Origin of the sequence: Euzebyella marina, assembly GCF_014855515.1 — a bacterium.
GTDB lineage: Bacteria > Bacteroidota > Bacteroidia > Flavobacteriales > Flavobacteriaceae > Euzebyella > Euzebyella marina.
Map to the genome: position 1 here is coordinate 192,560 of NZ_JACYFK010000004.1, position 20,675 is coordinate 213,234.

The following is a 20,675-nucleotide window of genomic DNA, read 5'->3' on the forward strand; positions in this document are numbered from 1 at the left end:
AATTTTAGCTACTTTTGCAAATGTAGTTTTTTGAGGTCCATCTCCAATATTATTTTGCCAATTTCTATGAAGCGAACCTACGTCGGGTCTACCATTTATCACATCTACCTTTCGCTTTTACATATACTGAAAGACAGCAATTTTAATACCGAGAATAGAGGCAACAATCTTCTGTTTTTAATTGAAAGTACCCCTTTTATTGAAACTTTGATTCCCAATTTGAAAAAGAACTTCTTTAGAGATGTACACATTATTTCAGAAAGAAAGATTCACAGACAAGAATTAGGCAAATTCAATTACTCCTTTAGAAGAAAGGCCACGCTCCTACCTTATCTAAGAAAGAAGCATACTATATTAATCGAAGAAAACGAGTTTATACTCGACTCAGAAATTTACCTTTGCGATACCGATTCGTCAAAAAGCTATTTTCTATATGCTTATGGCCATAAGAAAATGAATATGATTGAAGATGGTGCCCGTACGTATAACCAACGTCATACCAGATTAGAACAGTTTTATAAAACTTATTTGACTAAGACACCTATCGGCGGAGGTTTTGACCCAGAAATTAAAGCAATTTTTGCCCAGCATCCTGATAGATTGCCCCAACCGATAAGGTCGAAATCAAAAGAACTTAACATTCGTCAAGTGGTCTCAAAATTAGATCAATCAACCAAATGTGAAATTTTCAATATTTTTTTGAGAGAACAAAATTTTCTATTCGCAGAAGGAAATCACGCTTTGGTGTTGACCCAACCCATTTCTGAAGATGGTGTAATTAAAAATGAAAATGAGAAGATTGCCATTTACAGAGATATTTTGTCGAAAATTCCTGGTGACATGAACATCGTACTAAAAACACATCCGAGAGAGCATACCCGGTATGAAGAACATTTTAATAACATTACGGTTCTACCTGGGCTTTTTCCAATAGAAATCCTATGCCTTAAAGAAGGTTTTCATTTCAACCATGGCTACACTTTATTTTCAACGGCGTTGACCAACCTAGATATAGTTAATAAGCGCTTTTTTCTAGGTAAAGATTATTTAGATAAATTTACCACCAAGGCTACCAGAAATCTAGTCAAAAACATGGTAGTAGACCTATAATTAAGGCTTATGTCAAAAAAGGCGATCGGTTTTATTCCCCTAAGAAAGGGCTCAAAGGGTATTCCAGGAAAAAACAAAAAAAAATTATTGGGTAGTCCCTTATTTACATGGGTTCTTACCGAAGCTTTGTTTTCAGACTTAGACGAGGTTTACATTTTTACCGATGATGATGAAATTATCGGCTACGTCAATCAAAATTTTAGCTGGTCTAAAAAAGTTAAAACCTTTAAAAGAGATGCTTCTAACGCCACAGATACTGCCAGCACAGAATCGGCTATGTTAGAGTTCTGTACAGAATCAAAGGTCTCTTTTGAAATATTTTGCCTTTTACAGGCTACATCGCCAATGACTAAAAGCACAGATATTAATCTTGCACTTAAGAAATTGAGATCCGAAAATTACGATAGCTTGCTAAGTGTCGTAAAAACCCATCGTTTCACATGGTCTAAAAATGGCGAATCTTTAAATTATGACTATAGAAATCGACCAAGAAGACAAGATTTCGATGGTTTACTTATTGAGAACGGGGCTATTTATTGCACCACTCAAGAGGCTCTGATGAATTCCAGAAATAGACTTAGCGGTAAAATCGGAACTATTGAAATGGTTGAAGAATCTTTATCTGAAATCGATTCTGAAACAGATTGGAGTATTATCGAACAGTTATTAATAAGCAAGTTTAAAACTAAAAAATCGCTAGGTCGTATCAACTATTTAATTTTAGATGTTGATGGCGTTTTTACCGATGGTAAGGTTTCATTCAGTAAAGATGGCGAACTCTCAAAGGTATTTGATATGCGTGACGGAATGGGCTTAGAAATTTTGCGTCAGCATCAGGTAGAGATAATAGTTATGACTTCTGAAAATTCGGAAGTAGTAGCCCAAAGAATGAAAAAACTTAAAATCGAAAATACGTTCTTGGGTGTTAAGGACAAATTTTCTTTTTTGCATAAAGTTTGTGAAGAGAAGGCTATTTCGTTTGAAAATTTGGCCTATATAGGTGATGATGTGAACGACTTGAGCAACATGTTAAGAGCAGCTTGGTCTTTTTGCCCGGCCAATGCGACAAAGGCTATAAAATATCACGCAGATATCATATTGAAAAACGATTCGGCCAATGGAGCCATCAGGGAAGCTTGTGAATTTATTATAAATTACAATTTAAGATTTAATGACTTATAAAAAGCCTTATGTTATTGCCGAAATAGGTTGTAACCATAAAGGAGATTTGAAAATAGCCAAAGAGCTAATCAATATGGCGAAGATATTTGGCAACGCCAACGCGGTAAAATTTCAAAAGAGAAACAATAAAGAACTATTAACCGATGAACAATACAATGCTCCTCATCCAAATCCAATAAACTCATACGGTAAAACGTATGGCGAACATAGAGAGTTTTTAGAATTCAATTTAGACCAACATCGAGAATTGAAAGTTTTCTGCAAAGAAATATGTATTACCTATTCAACTTCTGTCTGGGATACTCATTCAGCAAAGGAGATTGCTAGCATCGATCCGGTATTTATTAAAATACCATCTGCATGTAACAATAATTTTGAAATGTTAGATTGGCTTTGCGAAAATTACCGTGGCGAGATTCATATTTCAACCGGTATGACTACAAAGAATGAAATTGAGACTATCGTCAATTTCTTTGAGAAAAAGGGTCGTTCTAAAGATTTAGTAGTATACAATTGTACCTCGGGCTACCCTGTTCCGTTTGAAGATGTTTGTCTATTGGATATTATCAAGTTAAAGGACAAATATGGAAATCGAGTTAAGAACATCGGTTTTTCAGGCCATCACTTAGGTATAGCTATAGATGTTGCAGCATATACTTTGGGCGCCCATATTATAGAAAGACACTATACCCTAGACAGAACATGGAAAGGAACCGATCATGCAGCATCATTAGAACCTATGGGTTTAAGAAAATTATGCCGTGACCTTAACGCTACGTATGAAGCGCTAACCTATAAGCAGCAAGACATATTGGCTATAGAAGATGTTCAACGAAAGAAGTTAAAATATCAGAAGTAATGGCGGCCGATTTTACCAAGGAAATAAATAGTTGTATCGATGTTCTTCAAAAAGGAGGACTCATCCTCTACCCTACAGATACTGTATGGGGTATTGGTTGTGATGCCACCAATACAGAAGCGGTAAAAAAAGTTTACGACATAAAAAATAGGGAAGACAGTAAAGCCCTTATCTGCTTGGTGGCCAATGATGCAATGTTAGAGAGACACGTTGACTTTGTACCTGAACTGGCCTACGATTTGATAGATCTCTCAACCAAGCCGACTACTATTATCTACGACAGTCCGAAAGGTGTCGCAAAAAATCTAGTTGCTTCTGATGATACATTGGCCATTAGGGTCGCATCTGATAAATTTTGCCAGTATCTTATCAATAAATTCAAAAAACCTATTGTTTCTACCTCGGCCAATATTTCAGGTCAGCCGACGCCTAGAACATTTGACGAAATTTCATCGGTCATTTTAAAAGGTGTAGACTATGTGGTAAATTTGCAGCCCGAACATAAAAATGCCGTTCCTTCAGCAATTATAAAATTGAGTAACGACGGAAAGGTTAAGGTGATTCGGGAGTAAAAGGATAAGGACAAGTTGATTACCAATTGTCCAACTGGGATGAACCCAAGCAAATTTTCAAACGAATTATCTATTGAATCATCAGGACGCCTTAAACAACCCCATTTTTAAAATAGTTGCGGAAGCAGCTGACGAACTCGGTGTTTCCACTTACGTCATTGGCGGTTTCGTAAGAGACTATTTGCTACAAAGAGGAACTCCGAAAGATATTGATGTAGTCGCCGTAGGTAGCGGAATAGAACTTGCTCAAAAAGTAGCCACTAAATTAGAGGGCGCACCCCAAGTAGCCGTATTTAAAAACTTTGGTACGGCGATGATCAAGCATGAAGGTATCGAACTGGAGTTCGTGGGTGCTAGAAAGGAAAGCTATCAGAGGGACAGTAGAAAACCAATTGTAGAAGACGGTACTCTGTCCGATGATCAAAATAGGCGCGATTTCACGATCAATGCCTTGGCCATATCTCTTAACTCACACGATTATGGCACTCTATTAGATCCTTTCAATGGTCTCATCGATTTACAAAACAAATTAATCAAAACTCCTTTAGAACCCGGTATTACCTACTCTGACGACCCTCTACGAATGATGAGGGCAATTCGTTTTGCCACTCAATTAGATTTCACAATAGAACTGAATTCATTAAAAGCTATCGTAGAAAATAAAGAACGGATAAAAATAGTCTCAAAAGAGCGGATTGTCGACGAACTGAACAAAATACTATCTAGCTCAAAACCATCTAAAGGTCTTGGGCTTCTGCATAAAACTGAACTACTACCCTTTATACTGCCTGAACTGACAGCACTTCAAGGCATTGAAGAAAAAGAAGGGCAACGGCACAAAGATAACTTTTGGCACACCCTTGAAGTTGTTGACAATATTGCCGAAACTACCGAAAACCTCTGGTTACGTTGGGCTGCCCTATTACATGATATCGGTAAGGCACCTACCAAAAAATTCAATAAAAAAATAGGCTGGACATTTCATGGACATGAATTTGTAGGGTCAAAAATGGTTTACAAGTTGTTCAAACGGTTACGAATGCCATTGAACGACAAAATGAAATATGTGCAAAAAATGGTGATGATGAGCTCAAGGCCTCAAATTCTTTCAGAAGATTTTGTGACCGATTCCGCTGTAAGGCGTCTTGTTTTCGAGGCGGGTGACCATGTTGACGATTTAATGACCCTTTGCGAAGCTGATATAACCACCAAAAATGCCAAAAAACAGAAAAAATATAAGAACAACTTCAAAATTGTTCGTCAAAAAATTCAAGAGGTAGAAGAACGTGATCATATTAGAAATTTTCAACCGCCCATAAGTGGTGAGGAAATTATGACCATTTTTAATCTACGCCCTTCGAAGGAAATTGGCATAATTAAAGATGCTATCAAAGAGGCAATTCTAGAGGGAGAAATACCTAATGAATATGAAGCGGCCAAAGATTTTATGCTCACTAAAGGGAAAGAGTTGGGTTTAAAAAGTAATTTGTAGTCCTCCTACAAAACAAATTATTCAACGATTTAGGCATTTTTATTTCCTACATGACCCCTTTCGCATTCCGCCTAGCATAAAAAGTTTTAACAAACTTCAATCAAGCGAAAACGTTTTATACATTTTGACATTTGATAATCGTTCAAGTGCAATAATATCAGATATTTATCGACAAACCACATTCTTTGCTCTGTTCACATCAAATTCATCTTTCCACCCAACAAATATTGAAACCGCACCATACCTTTACCTATATTTGTTTTGCCTACAATTTTTATATGTATTTTCTTACTTATTTAAATATTGAAATTCATCACTAGCAATGCTTAATAAATAAAACATCACATCATGAAAAAGAATGCTCCCCATTCAGCACAAAACATCATTATCTTATTTACTCAAATCATTTCCTCCTTCTTTAGTAACGTTTTCCATTTACCGAATAACAGGGAATCAAAGAGCAGACTTTGCCCTGTAAGAATACGTCGAAACTAAAATTGGATACCTTTACGTTATTAGAAAAGAAAGAGTACCTACTTATATCGCCAAAAAATAAGATTATGAAAAATATTGTTGTCAGTACTTTCCTGCTCCTTTTGAGTGTCATTGGCCTTCAGGCCCAGCAAGATGCGCAGTACACCCAGTACATGTACAATACAATGGCAGTCAACCCTGCTTATGCCGGATCAAGGGGCGTGCTTAGTATAGCTGCGCTGCACAGGTCTCAATGGGTCGGGCTAGACGGCGCGCCCCGAACGCAGACATTGAATTTTCATACGCCGGTTTCCGAGCGGGTGGGCCTAGGCCTTTCCATAGTCAACGACGAGATTGGTAACGGCACCAACCAAGAAACCTATTTCGATGGTGTGTTCTCGTATACTATACCCCTTTCACGCGAGGCCAAGCTTTCCTTTGGCGTGAAAGCGACCGCACACCTTCTGAACGTCGATTTCAACAAACTGGCCAATTACAATAACGAGGCCTCTTCCGTGGGTTTGAGCAATATAGACCGTAAGTTCTCACCCAATTTTGGTGCCGGTGTATACTACCATACCGAGAATGCCTATGTGGGACTTTCGGTACCAAATTTTTTGAAGACAAAACATTTTGACGATTCGTCATCAAGTACTTCGTTTCTTGCAGAGGAGCGTATGAACATTTACCTGATTGCCGGTTATATTTTTGATATACACCCACAGTGGAAGTTCAAACCCGCAGGTCTGGTCAAGGCCGTTAGCGGTGCCCCATTACAGGTTGACCTTTCAGCTAATTTTCTATACAACGACAAATTCACCCTCGGTGCTGCTTACCGTTGGGATGCTGCCCTTAGCGCTATGTTCGGTTTTCAGTTAACCGATCAATTCCTGATTGGCCTCGCCTATGATCGTGAAGTAACGGAACTAGGAGGCACCAGATTCAACGACGGGTCTTTCGAGATTTTGTTGAGATACGAGTTCCTTACTCGCTACAAAAGAATTATAACGCCCAGATTCTTCTAAATAAAATAACATGAAAAACAGACGGCCGATACTGGTAGGGCTCTCGCTGTTTGCCCTTTTTTCCATCAGCGCCCAGACGCAGAAAATAAAAAAGGCCGACGAGGCCTACGAAACCTTTGCCTACCATGATGCTATCGAAAGCTATGAAAGTTTGGTCGCAAAAGGATATGAAGGAAGGGAAATCTACAGAAATCTTGGTAATTCCAACTACCATAATGCACGATATGAGGATGCAGCCTCTTGGTACGGCAAGTTCTTCATGGAAACGGGTTCAGAGGATGATGCCCATCCGGAGATGATGTACCGTTACGCCCAATCGCTCAAATCTACTGGAGAGTATACCGCCGCGGAAACTTGGATGAAGAAATTCGAGGCAGCGCAGAACGAAGACCTTAGAGCAGAAAAGTTCAGAAGCCAACCTGACTACCTTGAGCGAATAGAAAAAATGTCGGGCAGGTACGAAATCAGCAATCTGGCAATCAATTCTCCCGAATCTGACTTTGCCCCCTCCAAGCTGGGAGAGACACTTATCTTCTCAACAGCTAGGGATACAGGTAAGACTTTTAGAAACGTTCACGAATGGAACAACCGTTCATTTCTGAACTTATACAAAGCCACCCCCGGTACCGGTGGCATGTATCAAAATGCTGTTAAGCTTCCCAAAAGCATGAATAAAAAGACCCACGAGTCGACCACCACTTTTACCAGAGATGGCAATACGGTGTACTTTACCCGTAACAATTCCGACGATGGGCGTTTCGAGCGTGACGATGAAGGTGTCAGCAGGTTGAAAATCTTCAGGGCCGAAATTGATGGCGACCAATGGAAGAACGTTACAGAACTGCCCTTTAACGGCGATTCGTATTCATCGGCGCACCCTACCCTTAGCCCCGATGGAAGGAAACTTTTTTTCGCCTCCGACAGAGAAGGAAGTCATGGGGCCTCCGACATCTTTGTGGTAGAAGTAAACGAAGACGGTACTTTTGGTGAACCCAAGAACTTGGGTAGTAAAATCAATACCGAATCAAGGGAAACTTTTCCCTTTATAACCGATGACAATATTCTCTATTTCGCATCAGATGGCCATCCAGGGCTTGGAGGACTTGACATATTTGCGGTCAGGATTGATGGAGAGAATATATCCGATATTATTAACCTGGGCAAACCGGTGAACGGCGAACAGGATGATTTCTCCTTCTATATCGATCACGACACAAATACAGGCTTCTTTGCCTCCAATAGAAAGGGAGGAAAAGGTAGTGACGATATTTATTCCTTTAAAGAAAACCGACCTATTGCGTTTGAATGCAAGAAGACCTTTGGTGGGATTGTTAGGCAGGGCGATGGCAACCTTCCTTTGGCCAATGTTGCATTTGAATTGATAGGACCTAATGGTAACGTTGTTTCCCAGAGCCGCACCGATGCCGAAGGCAATTTTGAATTCGAAGTTGAATGTAACGAAGGCCCTGAGTTGAGATTAAAAGCTTCCAAAAAGGAGTTCGAGAGCTATGAAATGGCCATCGATATTGAAAATATCGAAGATGGTAGGCTTCTGGCCCTTAACCTGAAAAAAGAAGTAATAATGGCTCCAAAAGGTACTAATCTTATTACCTACCTGAAACTGGAACCCATCTATTTCGACCTAGATAAGGATGTAATCAGGCCAGATGCCAGGCATACCATGCAAATGGTCATTGACTACCTCAAAGAATATCCTCAGATGAAAATTGAGGTTCAATCACATACCGATGCAAAGGCAAGTGATGCCTATAATATGAACCTATCGGCAAGAAGAGCCAAAAACACAGAGGCCTATCTGATTGCCAATGGCATAGCCGACGAAAGAATTAGCAACAAGGGCTTCGGCGAATCCCGACTCGTGAACGATTGCAAAGACAGGAATTCATGTCCCGATGAAAAACATCAGGCGAACAGAAGATCAGAATTTATTGTGGTCGATTAATAACGTACGACTTTAAAACAAAGCCACCCAATGGGTGGCTTTGTTGTTTATTTACAACCCCTTAGCGCAGAGATGTATCGCGAGAAACATCTGTATTGGCCGCTCTTAAAATACTAGCCTACAAGCTTTACTAGGTAGACATCTATTACAAAGCCCTATACAACATAATATTTGACAGGTATCTGAAGCCACCTAAATTTACTTTTTACAACGTTGTACAAATTCATATTTCTACTTAATGAAGAGATATGGTTTAATTCCATTCCCATTTGGCGAATATTTTAAAAAAAATACAGGGGCTACTATTCTTAACTCTAATCTTCAACTTTGGAGTATACGCTCAGCAGACCACCACTTGGAATTCTATTTCCCCCTCTGTTTGGGAAACTATAAGTTCCGATGGGCTGGTACGTGTTGAATGCCATGTCTCGGGAGGTACTTTTATCATAGGCAATGAAATAATGGGTTGTACAGATGCATCGACCTATAGCGACCCAAATATTTTTGGTAGTACTTCCCTAGAAATCCAAGCTAGCGCCAGCACCCATGGTACACTTAATTTTTACTTTTTTGATGCCGTAACAGACGACCCCGTAAATATTATCGAACCTGTTCTACATGTTGACAAAGTGGGTACATTGGAAGTACTGACCGTACTCCCCTTATTTTCAGAAGCCGCCACTGCAAATTTTAATCTTTCAAACGGAACCTGGACCGAGCTTAGTTCAAACGGACCCATTTTTCGTTCAACACCAACTCAATTCAATATTGATGATGATGCCCTTTTGTTCAGTTTTGGTGGGGAATGTGGCAATGGAACCAATACGGGTACAGGTGGAGGTAGCCTCCAAATCAACTCGACTACTGAATCAATCGAGATGGATACCAACGTCACCGGAGGCTTACTGGCCTTCTTTACAGCTTCTGACGCAGTTGAGTTTGTACTCTCTGAATTGATCATCGCCAATCCTGAACTAGAGGTGACAAAAACGGTAAGTGAAAATTTTACTGATCCCGTATCTGTGGGTGACGTTATTGACTACACTATTACCATTGAAAATACAGGAAATGTACCGCTTGACAATATTCGATTAAACGATGTCTTAAATGACGCAGATGGTATCGCACTTACCTTAACCAATGGGCCAAGCTTTTCAGGAAACAGTCTTGGTTCGCCAGAAGGTACTCTTGAACCTTCTGAAGTAGCTACCTATTTGGCTAGTTATACTCTAAGCAGTTCTACGATTCAAACAGGAGGGGTTATAAATCAAGTTTCAGTTTTGGCCAATAGTCCTTTTGACGTTGATGATGTAAACGACACCTCTGACGACGGAAATGATTCTGATGGAAATACCACTGATGATCCAACAGAAAGCTATTTTCCTTTGGTAAGAAATGATTCTCAAACTGTTTGCGAGAACGGCACTATAGACATAAATGTTCTGGCCAATGATGATTTTGGCGGAAATGGTCCCTCAGCCGGAACCATATTTCTTATAAGCTCACCTACCTCGGGAACGGCCATTGTTAATGATAACGGCACTGCTACCACCCCTATTGACGACTATGTATCGTATACATCGGCACCCGGCTATACAGGAAGCGATAGTTTCATCTACGGTATACGTGATGCTCTAGGATATACTCAACATGGCACGGTCACCATTACCGAACAGGCATTACCTGATGCAGGTACTGACGGTAATTTAACGATTTGCGAAGGGTCGTCGGTGACTGCCAGCGATTTATTTGCTGAATTAGGGGGAACTCCCGATTCGGGAGGTACTTGGTCACCCGCTCCATCCGGCGCAGGCACCTACACCTATACGGTAGCCCCCACTTCACCCTGTACAGCTCCTGCCACGGCAGAAATTATTGTAACCGAACAAGCCCAGCCAAATGCAGGTACAGATGGAAATCTTACCATTTGCGAGGGGGAAAGTGTAACCGCAAGCCAATTGTTCGCCCAATTAGGGGGAACTCCCGATTCGGGAGGTACTTGGTCTCCAGCTCTTTCAGGAGCGGGAACGTATACATATACGGTCAATGCTACTTTGCCTTGTACCGTTCCTAGTACCGCAGAGGTAGTGGTTACCGAACAAGCTGCACCGAATGCAGGTAGCAATGGAAATTTGACTATTTGTGAAGGAGCTTCTTTTACCGAAGCAGACCTTTTTGCGAGACTAGGCGGCACACCCGACTCTGGCGGCACTTGGTCTCCAACTCCATCAGGTGCGGGCACATACACATATACAGTTTCGCCCACAACACCTTGCGTCTCCCCAGCCACTTCCGAAGTCATTGTAACCGAACAGGCCCAGCCTCATGCGGGAAGCGATGGCACATTAACTATTTGTGAGGGTGAAAGTATTACCGCTACAGAGCTTTTCTCCAGATTAGGTGATACACCTGATTCGGGTGGCACTTGGTCTCCGACTCCTGCCGGGGCGGGAACTTATGTCTATACCGTAACAGGAAACGCACCTTGCAGTGGAAAGGACACCGCAGAAGTAACGGTTAGTGAGCAAACTTCACCAAATGCAGGATCTAACGGAATACTGACTATTTGCGAAGGAACGTCTTTTACAGAATCAGATTTATTTGCGCAGATAGGCGGTAATCCTGATTTAGGAGGAACATGGTCTCCAACAATTTCGGGCGCCGGAACCTATACCTATACCGTAGCGCCTACCAGCCCCTGTACAGTGGCTGCCACTTCTGAAGTGGTTGTTGTAGAGCAAACGGCACCAAATGCTGGAACTAACGGAAACTTAACTATATGTGAGGGAAGTACTTTTACTGAAAACGACCTTTTTGCAGAACTAGGAGGCAACCCAGATTCAGGAGGTACTTGGTCTCCTTCCATCGCAGGGGCTGGAACCTACACCTATACGGTCTCGAGTACACTGCCATGTACAGGCAATGACACTTCGCAGGTAGTGGTGACCGCTCAACCTGCCCCAGATGCGGGAACAAATGGATCTTTAACTATTTGTGAAGGAACAATTGTATCAGAAAGCCAATTATTTGCCCAGCTTGGAGGATCCCCGGATACGGGAGGGACATGGTCTCCCACCCTCTCCGGTGCAGGAACATACACATATACCGTTAATGCACAATCTCCTTGTTCCATTCCGGCTTCTGCCGAAGTTACTGTAACTGAACAGGCCGCCCCGAATTCGGGGTCGAACGGTTCATTGGTTATATGCGAAGGAGCGTCATTTACAGAGTCTGATTTGTTTGCACAATTGGGCGACACCCCTGATTCAGGTGGTACTTGGTCTCCTGCAATTTCCGGCCCGGGAACTTATACCTACACCGTACCAGCTAGCTCACCATGCTCGTCGCCATCCGCTTCAAGCGTAACGGTAACCGAACAATCCAATCCTAGTGCAGGTACCGACGGTTCTTTAATCATTTGTGAAGGGGCTAGTGTAACCGAAGCCGATTTGTTTACTGAACTAGGTGGTAATCCAGATACCGGAGGAACATGGTCACCTTCTTTCTCGGGAGCTGGCACCTATACCTATACAGTGGCATCTACCTCCCCATGTGTTGGCAATGACTCATCACAGGTGGTCGTTACAGAACAGACTTTGCCCAATGCCGGAACGGACGGTAATTTAATATTGTGCGAAGGCACCACTTTTAATACTGCTGATCTTTTTACCCAATTAGGAGGGACACCCGATTCGGGAGGAAGCTGGTCACCCGCTATCGCAGGTGCAGGAACTTATACGTATACGGTTCAACCAACGACCCCGTGCGCACAGCCTGCATCCTCACAAATATCGGTAACCTATATTGACGCCCCTGACGCCGGTGCCGATGGATCTTTAACCGTCTGTGAAGGCTCTTCCTTTTCTGAGTCAGACTTGTTTTCAAGTCTTAATGGGAATCCTGATGAAGGAGGAACTTGGTCTCCAACCCCTGCCGGTCCAGGTATCTACACCTACACGGTTTCCCCGACCGCTCCATGCGCCTCACCCTCAACTTCAGAGGTGGTGGTCACCGAGCAGACGGCCCTCAATGCCGGATTAGATGGTATTTTGACTATTTGCGAAGGAACAATGGTAGACACTAATAGCCTCTTTGCAAGTTTAGGGGGAACCCCTGATACTGGCGGAGCTTGGTCACCTATGCCAAACGGCGCGGGAATTTATACTTACACGGTCTCCAATAGTTTTTGTGAAAGTGTGAGTGCTACTATTGAAGTTCAAGAAGAGATCAGGCCCAATGCTGGTCAAAGCACCTCTTTAGTGGTGTGCCCTGGCATTACCGTTTCCTCGGCTCAATTACTTGAGCTATTGGGTACCACCGACACCCGAGGAACTTGGAGTCCGAACCCTGATGGTGCCGGAGAAGGCATCTATACATATACGGTAAGTGGCAATGCTTGCAGCCAACCCTCTTCTGCCAGTGTTACCATAACTGTCTCAGACCTTGACTCAGATGGCGATGGTGTTTTAGATTGTGATGAAGTAGAACACGGTAAAGACCCCTATAATGACTGCGACTCTATTGGTGGAAAACCTTTGCCCACCAGCGATTGTGATAATGATGGTTTAACAGAGGAGGAAGAAAATCTTTTAGGTACAGATCCTACCAATCCTGACACCGATGGCGATGGTGTTTTAGATGGCCAGGAAGTGACCGATTTTACAGATCCGCTTGACCCATGCGATTTTCTTTTGGTCAATCAAACTCTTACCCCATCTGACGAGTGGACCCAAATGGATTGTGACATGGATGGTCTTACAAATGAGCAAGAAATGGAAATCGGAACAGATTTAATCAACCCCGACACAGATGGCGATACCATTATGGATGGACAAGAGGTTACCGATGGCACTGACCCATTAGACCCGTGCGACTCAAGGGGAGGAAGTGCACCGGCCCATATTGGTTGCGAACTTTATGTTGAACTAGACCTAGTTAAACCCGGTGATATACTCAATGGCACTTTTCAAATCATCAATATTGAAAGATTCCCTGATAATCAAGTGGAAATATATAATCGTTGGGGAGTATTGGTATGGGAGACTTCTAGGTACGATAACAAGAATAATGCTTTTGATGGTAAATCAAAAGGACGCATAACGATTATAGAAAATCAAAAACTACCATCAGGGGTTTATTTCTATGAAATCAAGTATGTATCAGATGGTGAAGACAAAATTAAAACTGGCTACCTCTACGTAATGAGATAGTATTCGATATGAAAGCAAACTGGTTTAAAATAGTATTTTTTCTTCTTGCAGCAGTACCCCTGTACGCTCAGCAAGACGCTCAATTTACCCAGTACATGTATAATACTTTGACCGTAAATCCAGCATATGCCGGATCAAGGGGTGCATTGGGGGCTTCAATTCTTCATCGCTCCCAGTGGGTTGGGCTTGATGGTGCACCAAGCACCCAAACCTTCAATATTCAAGGTCCCTATTCTGAAAAAGTGGGTCTAGGATTATCGATTGTTCATGATGAAATAGGTAACAACACAAATCAAAATACTTATTTCGATGTTGCTTTTTCTTATAGCGTACCTACCTCAGAAAAATATAGGTTGAATTTCGGTATTATGGCCGGAGGCCATATGCTCAACATCGATTTCAACAAACTAAGAAATTACAGTGCAAGTTTGGCTCCATCGGTCGAAGAAGAACTATACAAGCGTTTTTCACCGAATATCGGGGCAGGTATTTATTTTCATTCGAACAAATTTTATATCGGCCTATCGGTTCCGGATCTTTTAGAAACAGAGCACTTTCAAAACCCTGATGACGAAGGAAGTGTGTTCGCCTCCGAACGTATGAACTTTCATTTGATATCTGGATATGTCTTTGACCTTAATCCGTCTTTAAAGTTCAAACCAGCTTATTTAATAAAAGCCGTTCCTGGAGCTCCATTACAGATAGACCTTTCTGCAAATTTCTGGTTCAACGAGAAATTCACTTTGGGTGCCGCTTATCGCTTAGATGCTGCCGTAAGTGCGCTCATGGGTTTTCAAATGGGCAAAAAGTTTATGTTAGGCCTGGCATATGACAGAGAGGTTTCCTCTCTTGGCGGCACTCGTTTCAATGATGGTTCATTTGAGGTTTTTCTTAGGTACGAGTTCATTAAAAATGAAAAAATTGACCTAACCCCAAGATTTTTCTAAACAGATGAAGCTACAATTGACATATAAGCTATCGTTAGTTCTCGTCTTGATAAGTTGTATCTGTAACTCTCAGGACAAGAAAGATAAAGAACGCGTAGATAATTTTGACCATTATGCTTACATGGAGCCCATCGATAATTACAAGGCCTTATTGGAAGAAGGGCTCGATGAAACCTCCATCTATAAAAAATTGGGCAACGCCAATTATCATAATGCCAATTACGATGTTGCTACTTACTGGTATGAAAAATTACTGTTACGCAATGAGGTTTCTGTTTCGCCCGATTACCTTTATCGTTACGCTCTAGCATTGAAATCTATCAAAAGATATGACGAATCCAATGAGTGGATGACCAAATTTAAAAGGATAAAATCTTCCGATTCAAGAGCTAAATTGTTCTCCGATAATGACGAATATCTAAAAAGACTTCAGGCGCCTTCAAACAGTTATACGGTTGAACCACTGGAAGCCCTAAATTCTGAAGAGTCAGATTTTGCACCTTCATTAAGAGGCGATTTACTGATATTCTCAACAGCCCGTGATCTTGAAATGCAAGAATACAACCCGCTGCCTTACCTCAATCTATACCAAACGACAGTAGAAGATAATAATACTGTGGGTACAGTAGCACCTTTTTCATCGAGTCTTAACACAAAGGCAAACGAGTCTTCAACGTCTTTTTCCAGTGATGGTAAAACCATGTACTTCACCAGAAACAACTTTTCAAAAAAATCGTTCAAACGTGATAAGAAAGGGGTTAGTCGACTAAAAATATATCGTTCTCAATTTATTAATGGTTCATGGAGTGAAGCTGAAGACTTACCTTTTAATGGAACAAAATATTCCGTGGCACACCCTACTCTAAGTGCTGATGGTAAACAACTGTACTTTGCATCCGATATGCCCGGTGGCATGGGTGCATCCGACATCTATGTCGTCGAGGTTAAGGAAGATGGCAGTTTTGGCGAACCTAAAAACCTCGGAAAGCCTATAAATACAGAAGGAAAAGAAACCTTCCCCTTTATCTCTAAAAACGGAACACTCTATTTTTCTTCGGATGGTCATCAAGGCCTTGGCGGACTCGATGTGTTCAAATCGCAACTCGATGAAAACAAAGAAGTGGAGAATTTGGGTAGCCCAATTAACAGTCCGTATGATGATTTTTCACTTATCTTGAATGATGAGGAAATAGCCGGTTACTTCGCTTCCAACAGAAAGGGAGGAAAAGGTAGTGATGACATATATTATTTACAACGTAGTGACATTGAATGTCTAATTACCATTGATGGAACTGCAAATGATAAAGATACCGACCAACCTCTGGCAGATACCGTTATTGAGGCATTTGACAGTGACGGGAGAAAAATTGGCGAAACTGCTTCCAACTCGAGTGGGGCCTATAGTTTAGAAATTCCTTGTCAGGAAAAGCAATATCAAATAACCGGAAAAAAAGAGGGATACGAAGAAGGCAACCTGTTTATGTTGACCACTTCCGACAACAAACATATAGAAGGCACCAAAATAGAATTGGAAGAGTCGAGCAAAGTCGCAGGCCTCGGTTCTGATCTTGTGAAGATTCTAGAACTGAGCCCTATTTATTTTGACCTTAACAGTTCTTATCTACGCCAAGATGCCATTGCCGATTTAGATAAAGTTGTTGACTATATGAATCGTAGGCCCGACATCAAAATTGCGGTCGGCTCGCATACCGATAGTCGCGAAAGTGACGACTACAACATGTGGCTTTCAAAAAGAAGAGCCAAAAGAACGGTAGATTATATCATTTCAAAAGGGGTTAATGCCTCAAGAATATCAGGAGAAGGTTATGGTGAAACACAGCTGCTTAATAAATGTTCAAATGGGGTTAAATGCCCCGAAAGCGAACATCAATTAAACCGTCGTTCTGAATTTATCGTTATCCAAAAATAAACGGCATAAAGTTAGGCGCCATTTTCGTAAAATACTTTAAGTAGCCGTATTTTTGCGGGTAATAAAGATTACCATGCAAAATAGCTTTAGAAAGGTCGCCAAGTTATCATTGATCCTGGTTTATTTGGTCATTATTGCAGGGGCAGTGGTACGAATGACGGGTAGTGGAATGGGCTGCCCCGACTGGCCTAAATGTTTTGGTCACTATATACCCCCTACCGATGAATCTGAACTACAATGGCAAGCAAATACCCCTTTTACCAAGGGCCAAATAATCATTCGAGACGAAGCTCTTGTAGTGGCCAATAAATCATTTACTACTGGTAACGATTTTGAAGCTGCTAATTGGGATGCTTATACCAAACATGATTATGCTACATTTAATGTAGCCCATACTTGGATTGAGTATATAAATCGCTTGTTCGGTGCATTGGCAGGTTTTGCCACCCTGATTCTGGCTGTTCTTTCGTTCAAATTTTTAAGGAATAAAAAGCGCGTTACAGTACTTTCTTGGCTCGTTGTTTTTGGCATGGGCTTTCAAGCTTGGCTAGGTGCCACTGTAGTGTATTCGGTTCTCGAACCTGTTAAAATCACGTTACATATGATTATGGCCCTTGTAATCGTAGCTATGTTGTTGTATTTGATATATATAACAAAGCAGGAAAAAGAGCCTTTAGATAGACCGCAGGTGAAAATTGCACCATTGATGACTTTGACCTTGGTTCTTACCTTGGTTCAAATAGTCTTAGGCACACAGGTTAGGCAGTTCGTTGACGAACAGATAGACGTATTCGGAGAAAGTGCTAAGAACCTTTGGCTCTCAGATATCGACTGGAAGTTTTACCTTCATCGCAGCTTTTCTATCATAGTGGTACTTTTGAATATCGTACTTGCCCAACGAATTTATAAAATAGGGTTGGGCTTCAAAAAGATCAATTGGGTACTTGGCCTAATAGCACTGGAAGTAATTACAGGAATATCGATGTACTACCTTGATTTTCCGTTTGCATCGCAACCGGCACATCTTGTATTGGCCTCTTTACTTTTCGGTGTTCAGTTTTATCTGGTTTTGGAGGCTTACAGTTCGAGAAAAACGCTTAAATCTTTGTAACTTTGCCTTCGCCCAAAAAGCAAAGACTATGATTTATAAGATACGTATCATCTTGGATGCCCAAGAAGATATTTTTCGTGATATTGAAATAGAGGCAGGTAACTCAATGGAAGAATTTCATAATGCCATTGCTCAATCTTTTGGGTTTTTAGGCAATGAAATGGCCTCTTTTTATACCTGCGATGATGAATGGAACCAAGATGAAGAAATCGCTCTTTTCGATATGAGCGAGAATGGTTCTGATGTTCGGCTTATGAACGAGACATTTTTAGAGGATGTTTTGACCAGAAACAGCCCAAAGCTCATTTACGTGTACGACTTTTTGAGCATGTGGACGTTCTTTGTTGAACTAGCCGATATCGTAGAAAATGAATCGGGAAGGTCATACCCCAATTTACTTTTCAGTTTTGGAGAGCTTCCAGAAACTCCTCCAGAGAAAAACTTTGAGTCTAGTCCTCAGTTCGATTTTGATGACACGCTCGAAAACTACGATGACCTAGATTTCGACGAGAATTGGAACTAAGAGCATTTCATCAGTTAACATCATCATCTCAAAGTCTTAACCTATATTAATCTCGCTATTTTCAAATGATCAATTTATATCCAACCCAAATTGAAACTATCTCACTTCACCGCGTCGGTAATAAGAATAAAAGTGAAGGTGTTTTTCTATCATCAGAACCTTTTTCGTTAAATGATGAGACAAACGGTCTTTTGAAAGAGTATTTCTTCAAACCCTTTCGTGATAAAGAAGAGAACTATTTTAGGTTTACAAATGATGTAGATGTTGAGTTTAACGAGTTGTTCAAGATTGCATCCGCTATTTTTTCCGACCCTGACAGCAACCATGAAAACTCAAAAAGAATAGCCACCCATTTATTCGAACAATCGAACCATCCGCATATAAAAAGTGGAGAACTATATGTTACCTACCTTACGGGTATTATGTTGGATAATGAAAAGGTTGACGCCATCGGCATTTTCAAGAGTGAGCTAAAACATGATTTTTTGCAGTTTGAAGAAAAGGGAAGCAATCTAGACATCGTTATTCAGCAAGGTATCAACATCAATAAGTTAGATAAAGGATGTTTGATCTTTAATTCTAAAAAAGAAGAAGGTTATAAAATATTATCGATTGACAGTAACCGTTACGACACGAAATACTGGCTAGAAAACTTTTTGGATGTCGAGGCATTGGCCGACGAAAACTTTTACACCAAAAATTACCTCAAATTCTGTCAAAATTTCGCTAAAGATGTGGTATTGCCTGCTGAGGATAAGCAGCAAGAAGTACTATTCATGAACCGTGCTGTCAATCACTTTGCCAAAAACGATTCATTCGAAGAAACCAACTTTTTGAACGAGGTGATGGACAATCCGGAATTCATACCGGAATTCAAACATTATAAGGTAGAAAAAGGTCCGAAATACAGCATTGAAGATGTTAGCAACTTTGATATTGCCAACAAAGCGGTTAGTGATGTTAGAAAGAAGATTAAAAACGTTATTAATCTAGACACTAACATTCAAATAAAGATGGATTTCATCAATCCTGAATCGGCACAAAAGTTCGTAGAGAAAGGTTGGGACGAAGAACGGCAAATGTATTATTACCTAGTTTATTTCAACAAGGAAGAAAAAAGTTAAGACTGAATCTTATTGATTTTGTTGTACTTTGATCCGTTGTTCTAAAATTTGCTTCATACTAACATCTTCATAGTTTCTTCTAACAAAATCCAAAGCAAGGTCTAACACCTCTCCCATAGAATTACACTTTCTAAAATTGAGGTCCAGAGTAAGCTCATAAATTTGTTCTTTGAGCATATCGGTGTTCTCACTGGTTGAAATAATATCGCTTTTGGCAATGGTTCGAAGTTTACGGATTCGATTGCCCGAACTTAAAATTCTCTTGGCAACGATTGAACGTTCTTCTAGTTTGTACTGATCCACTGAGTTACGTAATAGTTTATTTCGCACAAGCTCTACCATTTGAAAATTTTCTTTAAAGAACTGCGGCCTATAAACTTTGAGTTTACCTTCAAAACACTGCTGATCAAAATCGATGGCCCTTATCCGGTACACCACATGATCAAAATCGTGAACGGGCACGATTACATAGTTATACGAACGCATATCTCCCAAAAGGCGAATCATACAGCGCTCATTGAACTTGACGAATTCTTTCGCCAGTTGCGCCTTCTCCGACTCCGTGCAGCTTGGTAGCATATCTTTAATAAAAACATCGCCTGGTATACCCGCAATGTGTTCTTCTATCAAAGTATCTTTGTAAACCAAAAAGTTAAGATTATAGGGCGACAGCATATGTTCGAGCTCAAGCCCGTAAATACGAGACGCATCGGTTCTTTTCACATAGAAATACGTGAAGTTGTCATTAAGTATATTCCTTACTTTAATGCGAAATGGTTTTGAGTTTCCGAAAGTGCAAAAATCAACGGCGTCAACATTAAGGTATTGATGAATATTATCACTACCGTCAGAATGCAGAATTGAATAGACTTTTTTTAGGGAGTTATCTATTTCTTTTCTTTCGAACTCTGAGTAGAAAACCCTGATCCACAGGGTATCTTCATCGTTAGAATCATATACGACCACCGATCCGGAAAAGCGCAAAAGGTCTTCGTAAAAGATGGGAATTTCTATCTTTCTACTATAATGAGCCAAATAAGCATCCAATTCTTTGGTCACCGGATAGGCCGGTTTTTTCTTTGACATTAAGCGTTCTTCAGACATAGCATTATTTTTCCTACAAAATTCCTACAAAAATTTTAAAAATCCGTGC

General features: G+C 40.9%; 14 protein-coding genes. 13 read left to right on the top strand and 1 reads right to left on the bottom strand.

Features of this window, described 5'->3' with window-relative positions:
• The first annotated feature begins 66 nt into the window (after window positions 1-66).
• The 13 genes from IL356_RS16770 (at window position 67) to IL356_RS16830 (ending at window position 19,522) form a co-directional block, all read left to right on the top strand.
• Window positions 67-1,110 (top strand): glycosyltransferase family 52, encoded by a 1,044-nt coding sequence (locus tag IL356_RS16770; protein WP_121849727.1) that lies wholly within the window; start codon window positions 67-69, stop codon window positions 1,108-1,110.
• A 9-nt stretch (window positions 1,111-1,119) separates the two neighbouring features.
• The gene (locus tag IL356_RS16775) at window positions 1,120-2,292 is read left to right on the top strand and encodes an acylneuraminate cytidylyltransferase (protein WP_121849728.1); all 1,173 of its coding nucleotides are present in this window, start codon (window positions 1,120-1,122) and stop codon (window positions 2,290-2,292) included.
• Window positions 2,282-3,151: an N-acetylneuraminate synthase family protein gene (locus tag IL356_RS16780; RefSeq protein ID WP_121849729.1), complete on the top strand. Its 870-nt coding sequence runs from the start codon at window positions 2,282-2,284 to the stop codon at window positions 3,149-3,151. The genes IL356_RS16775 and IL356_RS16780 overlap by 11 nt, the downstream gene beginning before the upstream one ends.
• The gene (locus IL356_RS16785; protein WP_121849730.1) at window positions 3,151-3,723 is read left to right on the top strand and encodes an L-threonylcarbamoyladenylate synthase; all 573 of its coding nucleotides are present in this window, start codon (window positions 3,151-3,153) and stop codon (window positions 3,721-3,723) included. Before IL356_RS16780 ends, IL356_RS16785 begins: the two co-directional genes overlap by 1 nt.
• A gap of 73 nt (window positions 3,724-3,796) precedes the next feature.
• Window positions 3,797-5,215, top strand: a complete 1,419-nt coding sequence (locus IL356_RS16790) for a CCA tRNA nucleotidyltransferase (protein WP_121849731.1) — start codon at window positions 3,797-3,799, stop codon at window positions 5,213-5,215.
• Window positions 5,216-5,775: 560 nt separating this feature from the next.
• Window positions 5,776-6,714 (top strand): PorP/SprF family type IX secretion system membrane protein, encoded by a 939-nt coding sequence (locus IL356_RS16795; RefSeq protein WP_121850763.1) that lies wholly within the window; start codon window positions 5,776-5,778, stop codon window positions 6,712-6,714.
• 10 nt (window positions 6,715-6,724) lie between these two features.
• The gene (locus IL356_RS16800; RefSeq protein ID WP_121849732.1) at window positions 6,725-8,677 is read left to right on the top strand and encodes an OmpA family protein; all 1,953 of its coding nucleotides are present in this window, start codon (window positions 6,725-6,727) and stop codon (window positions 8,675-8,677) included.
• A 269-nt stretch (window positions 8,678-8,946) separates the two neighbouring features.
• Window positions 8,947-13,887 carry a T9SS type B sorting domain-containing protein gene (locus tag IL356_RS16805; protein ID WP_162987926.1) on the top strand — a complete coding sequence of 1,647 codons (4,941 nt, stop codon included), beginning with the start codon at window positions 8,947-8,949 and terminating at the stop codon, window positions 13,885-13,887.
• 8 nt (window positions 13,888-13,895) lie between these two features.
• Complete coding sequence (locus IL356_RS16810) at window positions 13,896-14,834, top strand: PorP/SprF family type IX secretion system membrane protein (RefSeq protein WP_121849734.1); 939 nt, start codon at window positions 13,896-13,898, stop codon at window positions 14,832-14,834.
• Between the two features lie 4 nt (window positions 14,835-14,838).
• Window positions 14,839-16,764 carry an OmpA family protein gene (locus IL356_RS16815; RefSeq protein ID WP_121849735.1) on the top strand — a complete coding sequence of 642 codons (1,926 nt, stop codon included), beginning with the start codon at window positions 14,839-14,841 and terminating at the stop codon, window positions 16,762-16,764.
• Window positions 16,765-16,837: 73 nt separating this feature from the next.
• Window positions 16,838-17,875, top strand: a complete 1,038-nt coding sequence (locus IL356_RS16820) for a COX15/CtaA family protein (RefSeq protein WP_121849736.1) — start codon at window positions 16,838-16,840, stop codon at window positions 17,873-17,875.
• 28 nt (window positions 17,876-17,903) lie between these two features.
• On the top strand, window positions 17,904-18,398 hold the full coding sequence (locus IL356_RS16825; RefSeq protein ID WP_121849737.1) for an IS1096 element passenger TnpR family protein: 495 nt from the start codon (window positions 17,904-17,906) through the stop codon (window positions 18,396-18,398).
• Window positions 18,399-18,463: 65 nt separating this feature from the next.
• On the top strand, window positions 18,464-19,522 hold the full coding sequence (locus tag IL356_RS16830) for a nucleoid-associated protein (RefSeq protein WP_121849738.1): 1,059 nt from the start codon (window positions 18,464-18,466) through the stop codon (window positions 19,520-19,522).
• A gap of 9 nt (window positions 19,523-19,531) precedes the next feature.
• On the opposite strand, the gene IL356_RS16835 is transcribed toward IL356_RS16830, so the two are convergent.
• Window positions 19,532-20,626: a hypothetical protein gene (locus tag IL356_RS16835; protein WP_121849739.1), complete on the bottom strand. Its 1,095-nt coding sequence runs from the start codon at window positions 20,624-20,626 to the stop codon at window positions 19,532-19,534.
• Window positions 20,627-20,675 lie beyond the last annotated feature (49 nt).

Coding starts and splice junctions, on each gene's coding strand:
- IL356_RS16770 (WP_121849727.1), top strand. CDS start 67: ATGAAGCGAACCTACGTCGGGTCTACCATTTATCACATCTACCTTTCG.
- IL356_RS16775 (WP_121849728.1), top strand. CDS start 1,120: ATGTCAAAAAAGGCGATCGGTTTTATTCCCCTAAGAAAGGGCTCAAAG.
- IL356_RS16780 (WP_121849729.1), top strand. CDS start 2,282: ATGACTTATAAAAAGCCTTATGTTATTGCCGAAATAGGTTGTAACCAT.
- IL356_RS16785 (WP_121849730.1), top strand. CDS start 3,151: ATGGCGGCCGATTTTACCAAGGAAATAAATAGTTGTATCGATGTTCTT.
- IL356_RS16795 (WP_121850763.1), top strand. CDS start 5,776: ATGAAAAATATTGTTGTCAGTACTTTCCTGCTCCTTTTGAGTGTCATT.
- IL356_RS16800 (WP_121849732.1), top strand. CDS start 6,725: ATGAAAAACAGACGGCCGATACTGGTAGGGCTCTCGCTGTTTGCCCTT.
- IL356_RS16810 (WP_121849734.1), top strand. CDS start 13,896: ATGAAAGCAAACTGGTTTAAAATAGTATTTTTTCTTCTTGCAGCAGTA.
- IL356_RS16815 (WP_121849735.1), top strand. CDS start 14,839: ATGAAGCTACAATTGACATATAAGCTATCGTTAGTTCTCGTCTTGATA.
- IL356_RS16820 (WP_121849736.1), top strand. CDS start 16,838: ATGCAAAATAGCTTTAGAAAGGTCGCCAAGTTATCATTGATCCTGGTT.
- IL356_RS16825 (WP_121849737.1), top strand. CDS start 17,904: ATGATTTATAAGATACGTATCATCTTGGATGCCCAAGAAGATATTTTT.
- IL356_RS16830 (WP_121849738.1), top strand. CDS start 18,464: ATGATCAATTTATATCCAACCCAAATTGAAACTATCTCACTTCACCGC.
- IL356_RS16835 (WP_121849739.1), bottom strand. CDS start 20,626: ATGTCTGAAGAACGCTTAATGTCAAAGAAAAAACCGGCCTATCCGGTG.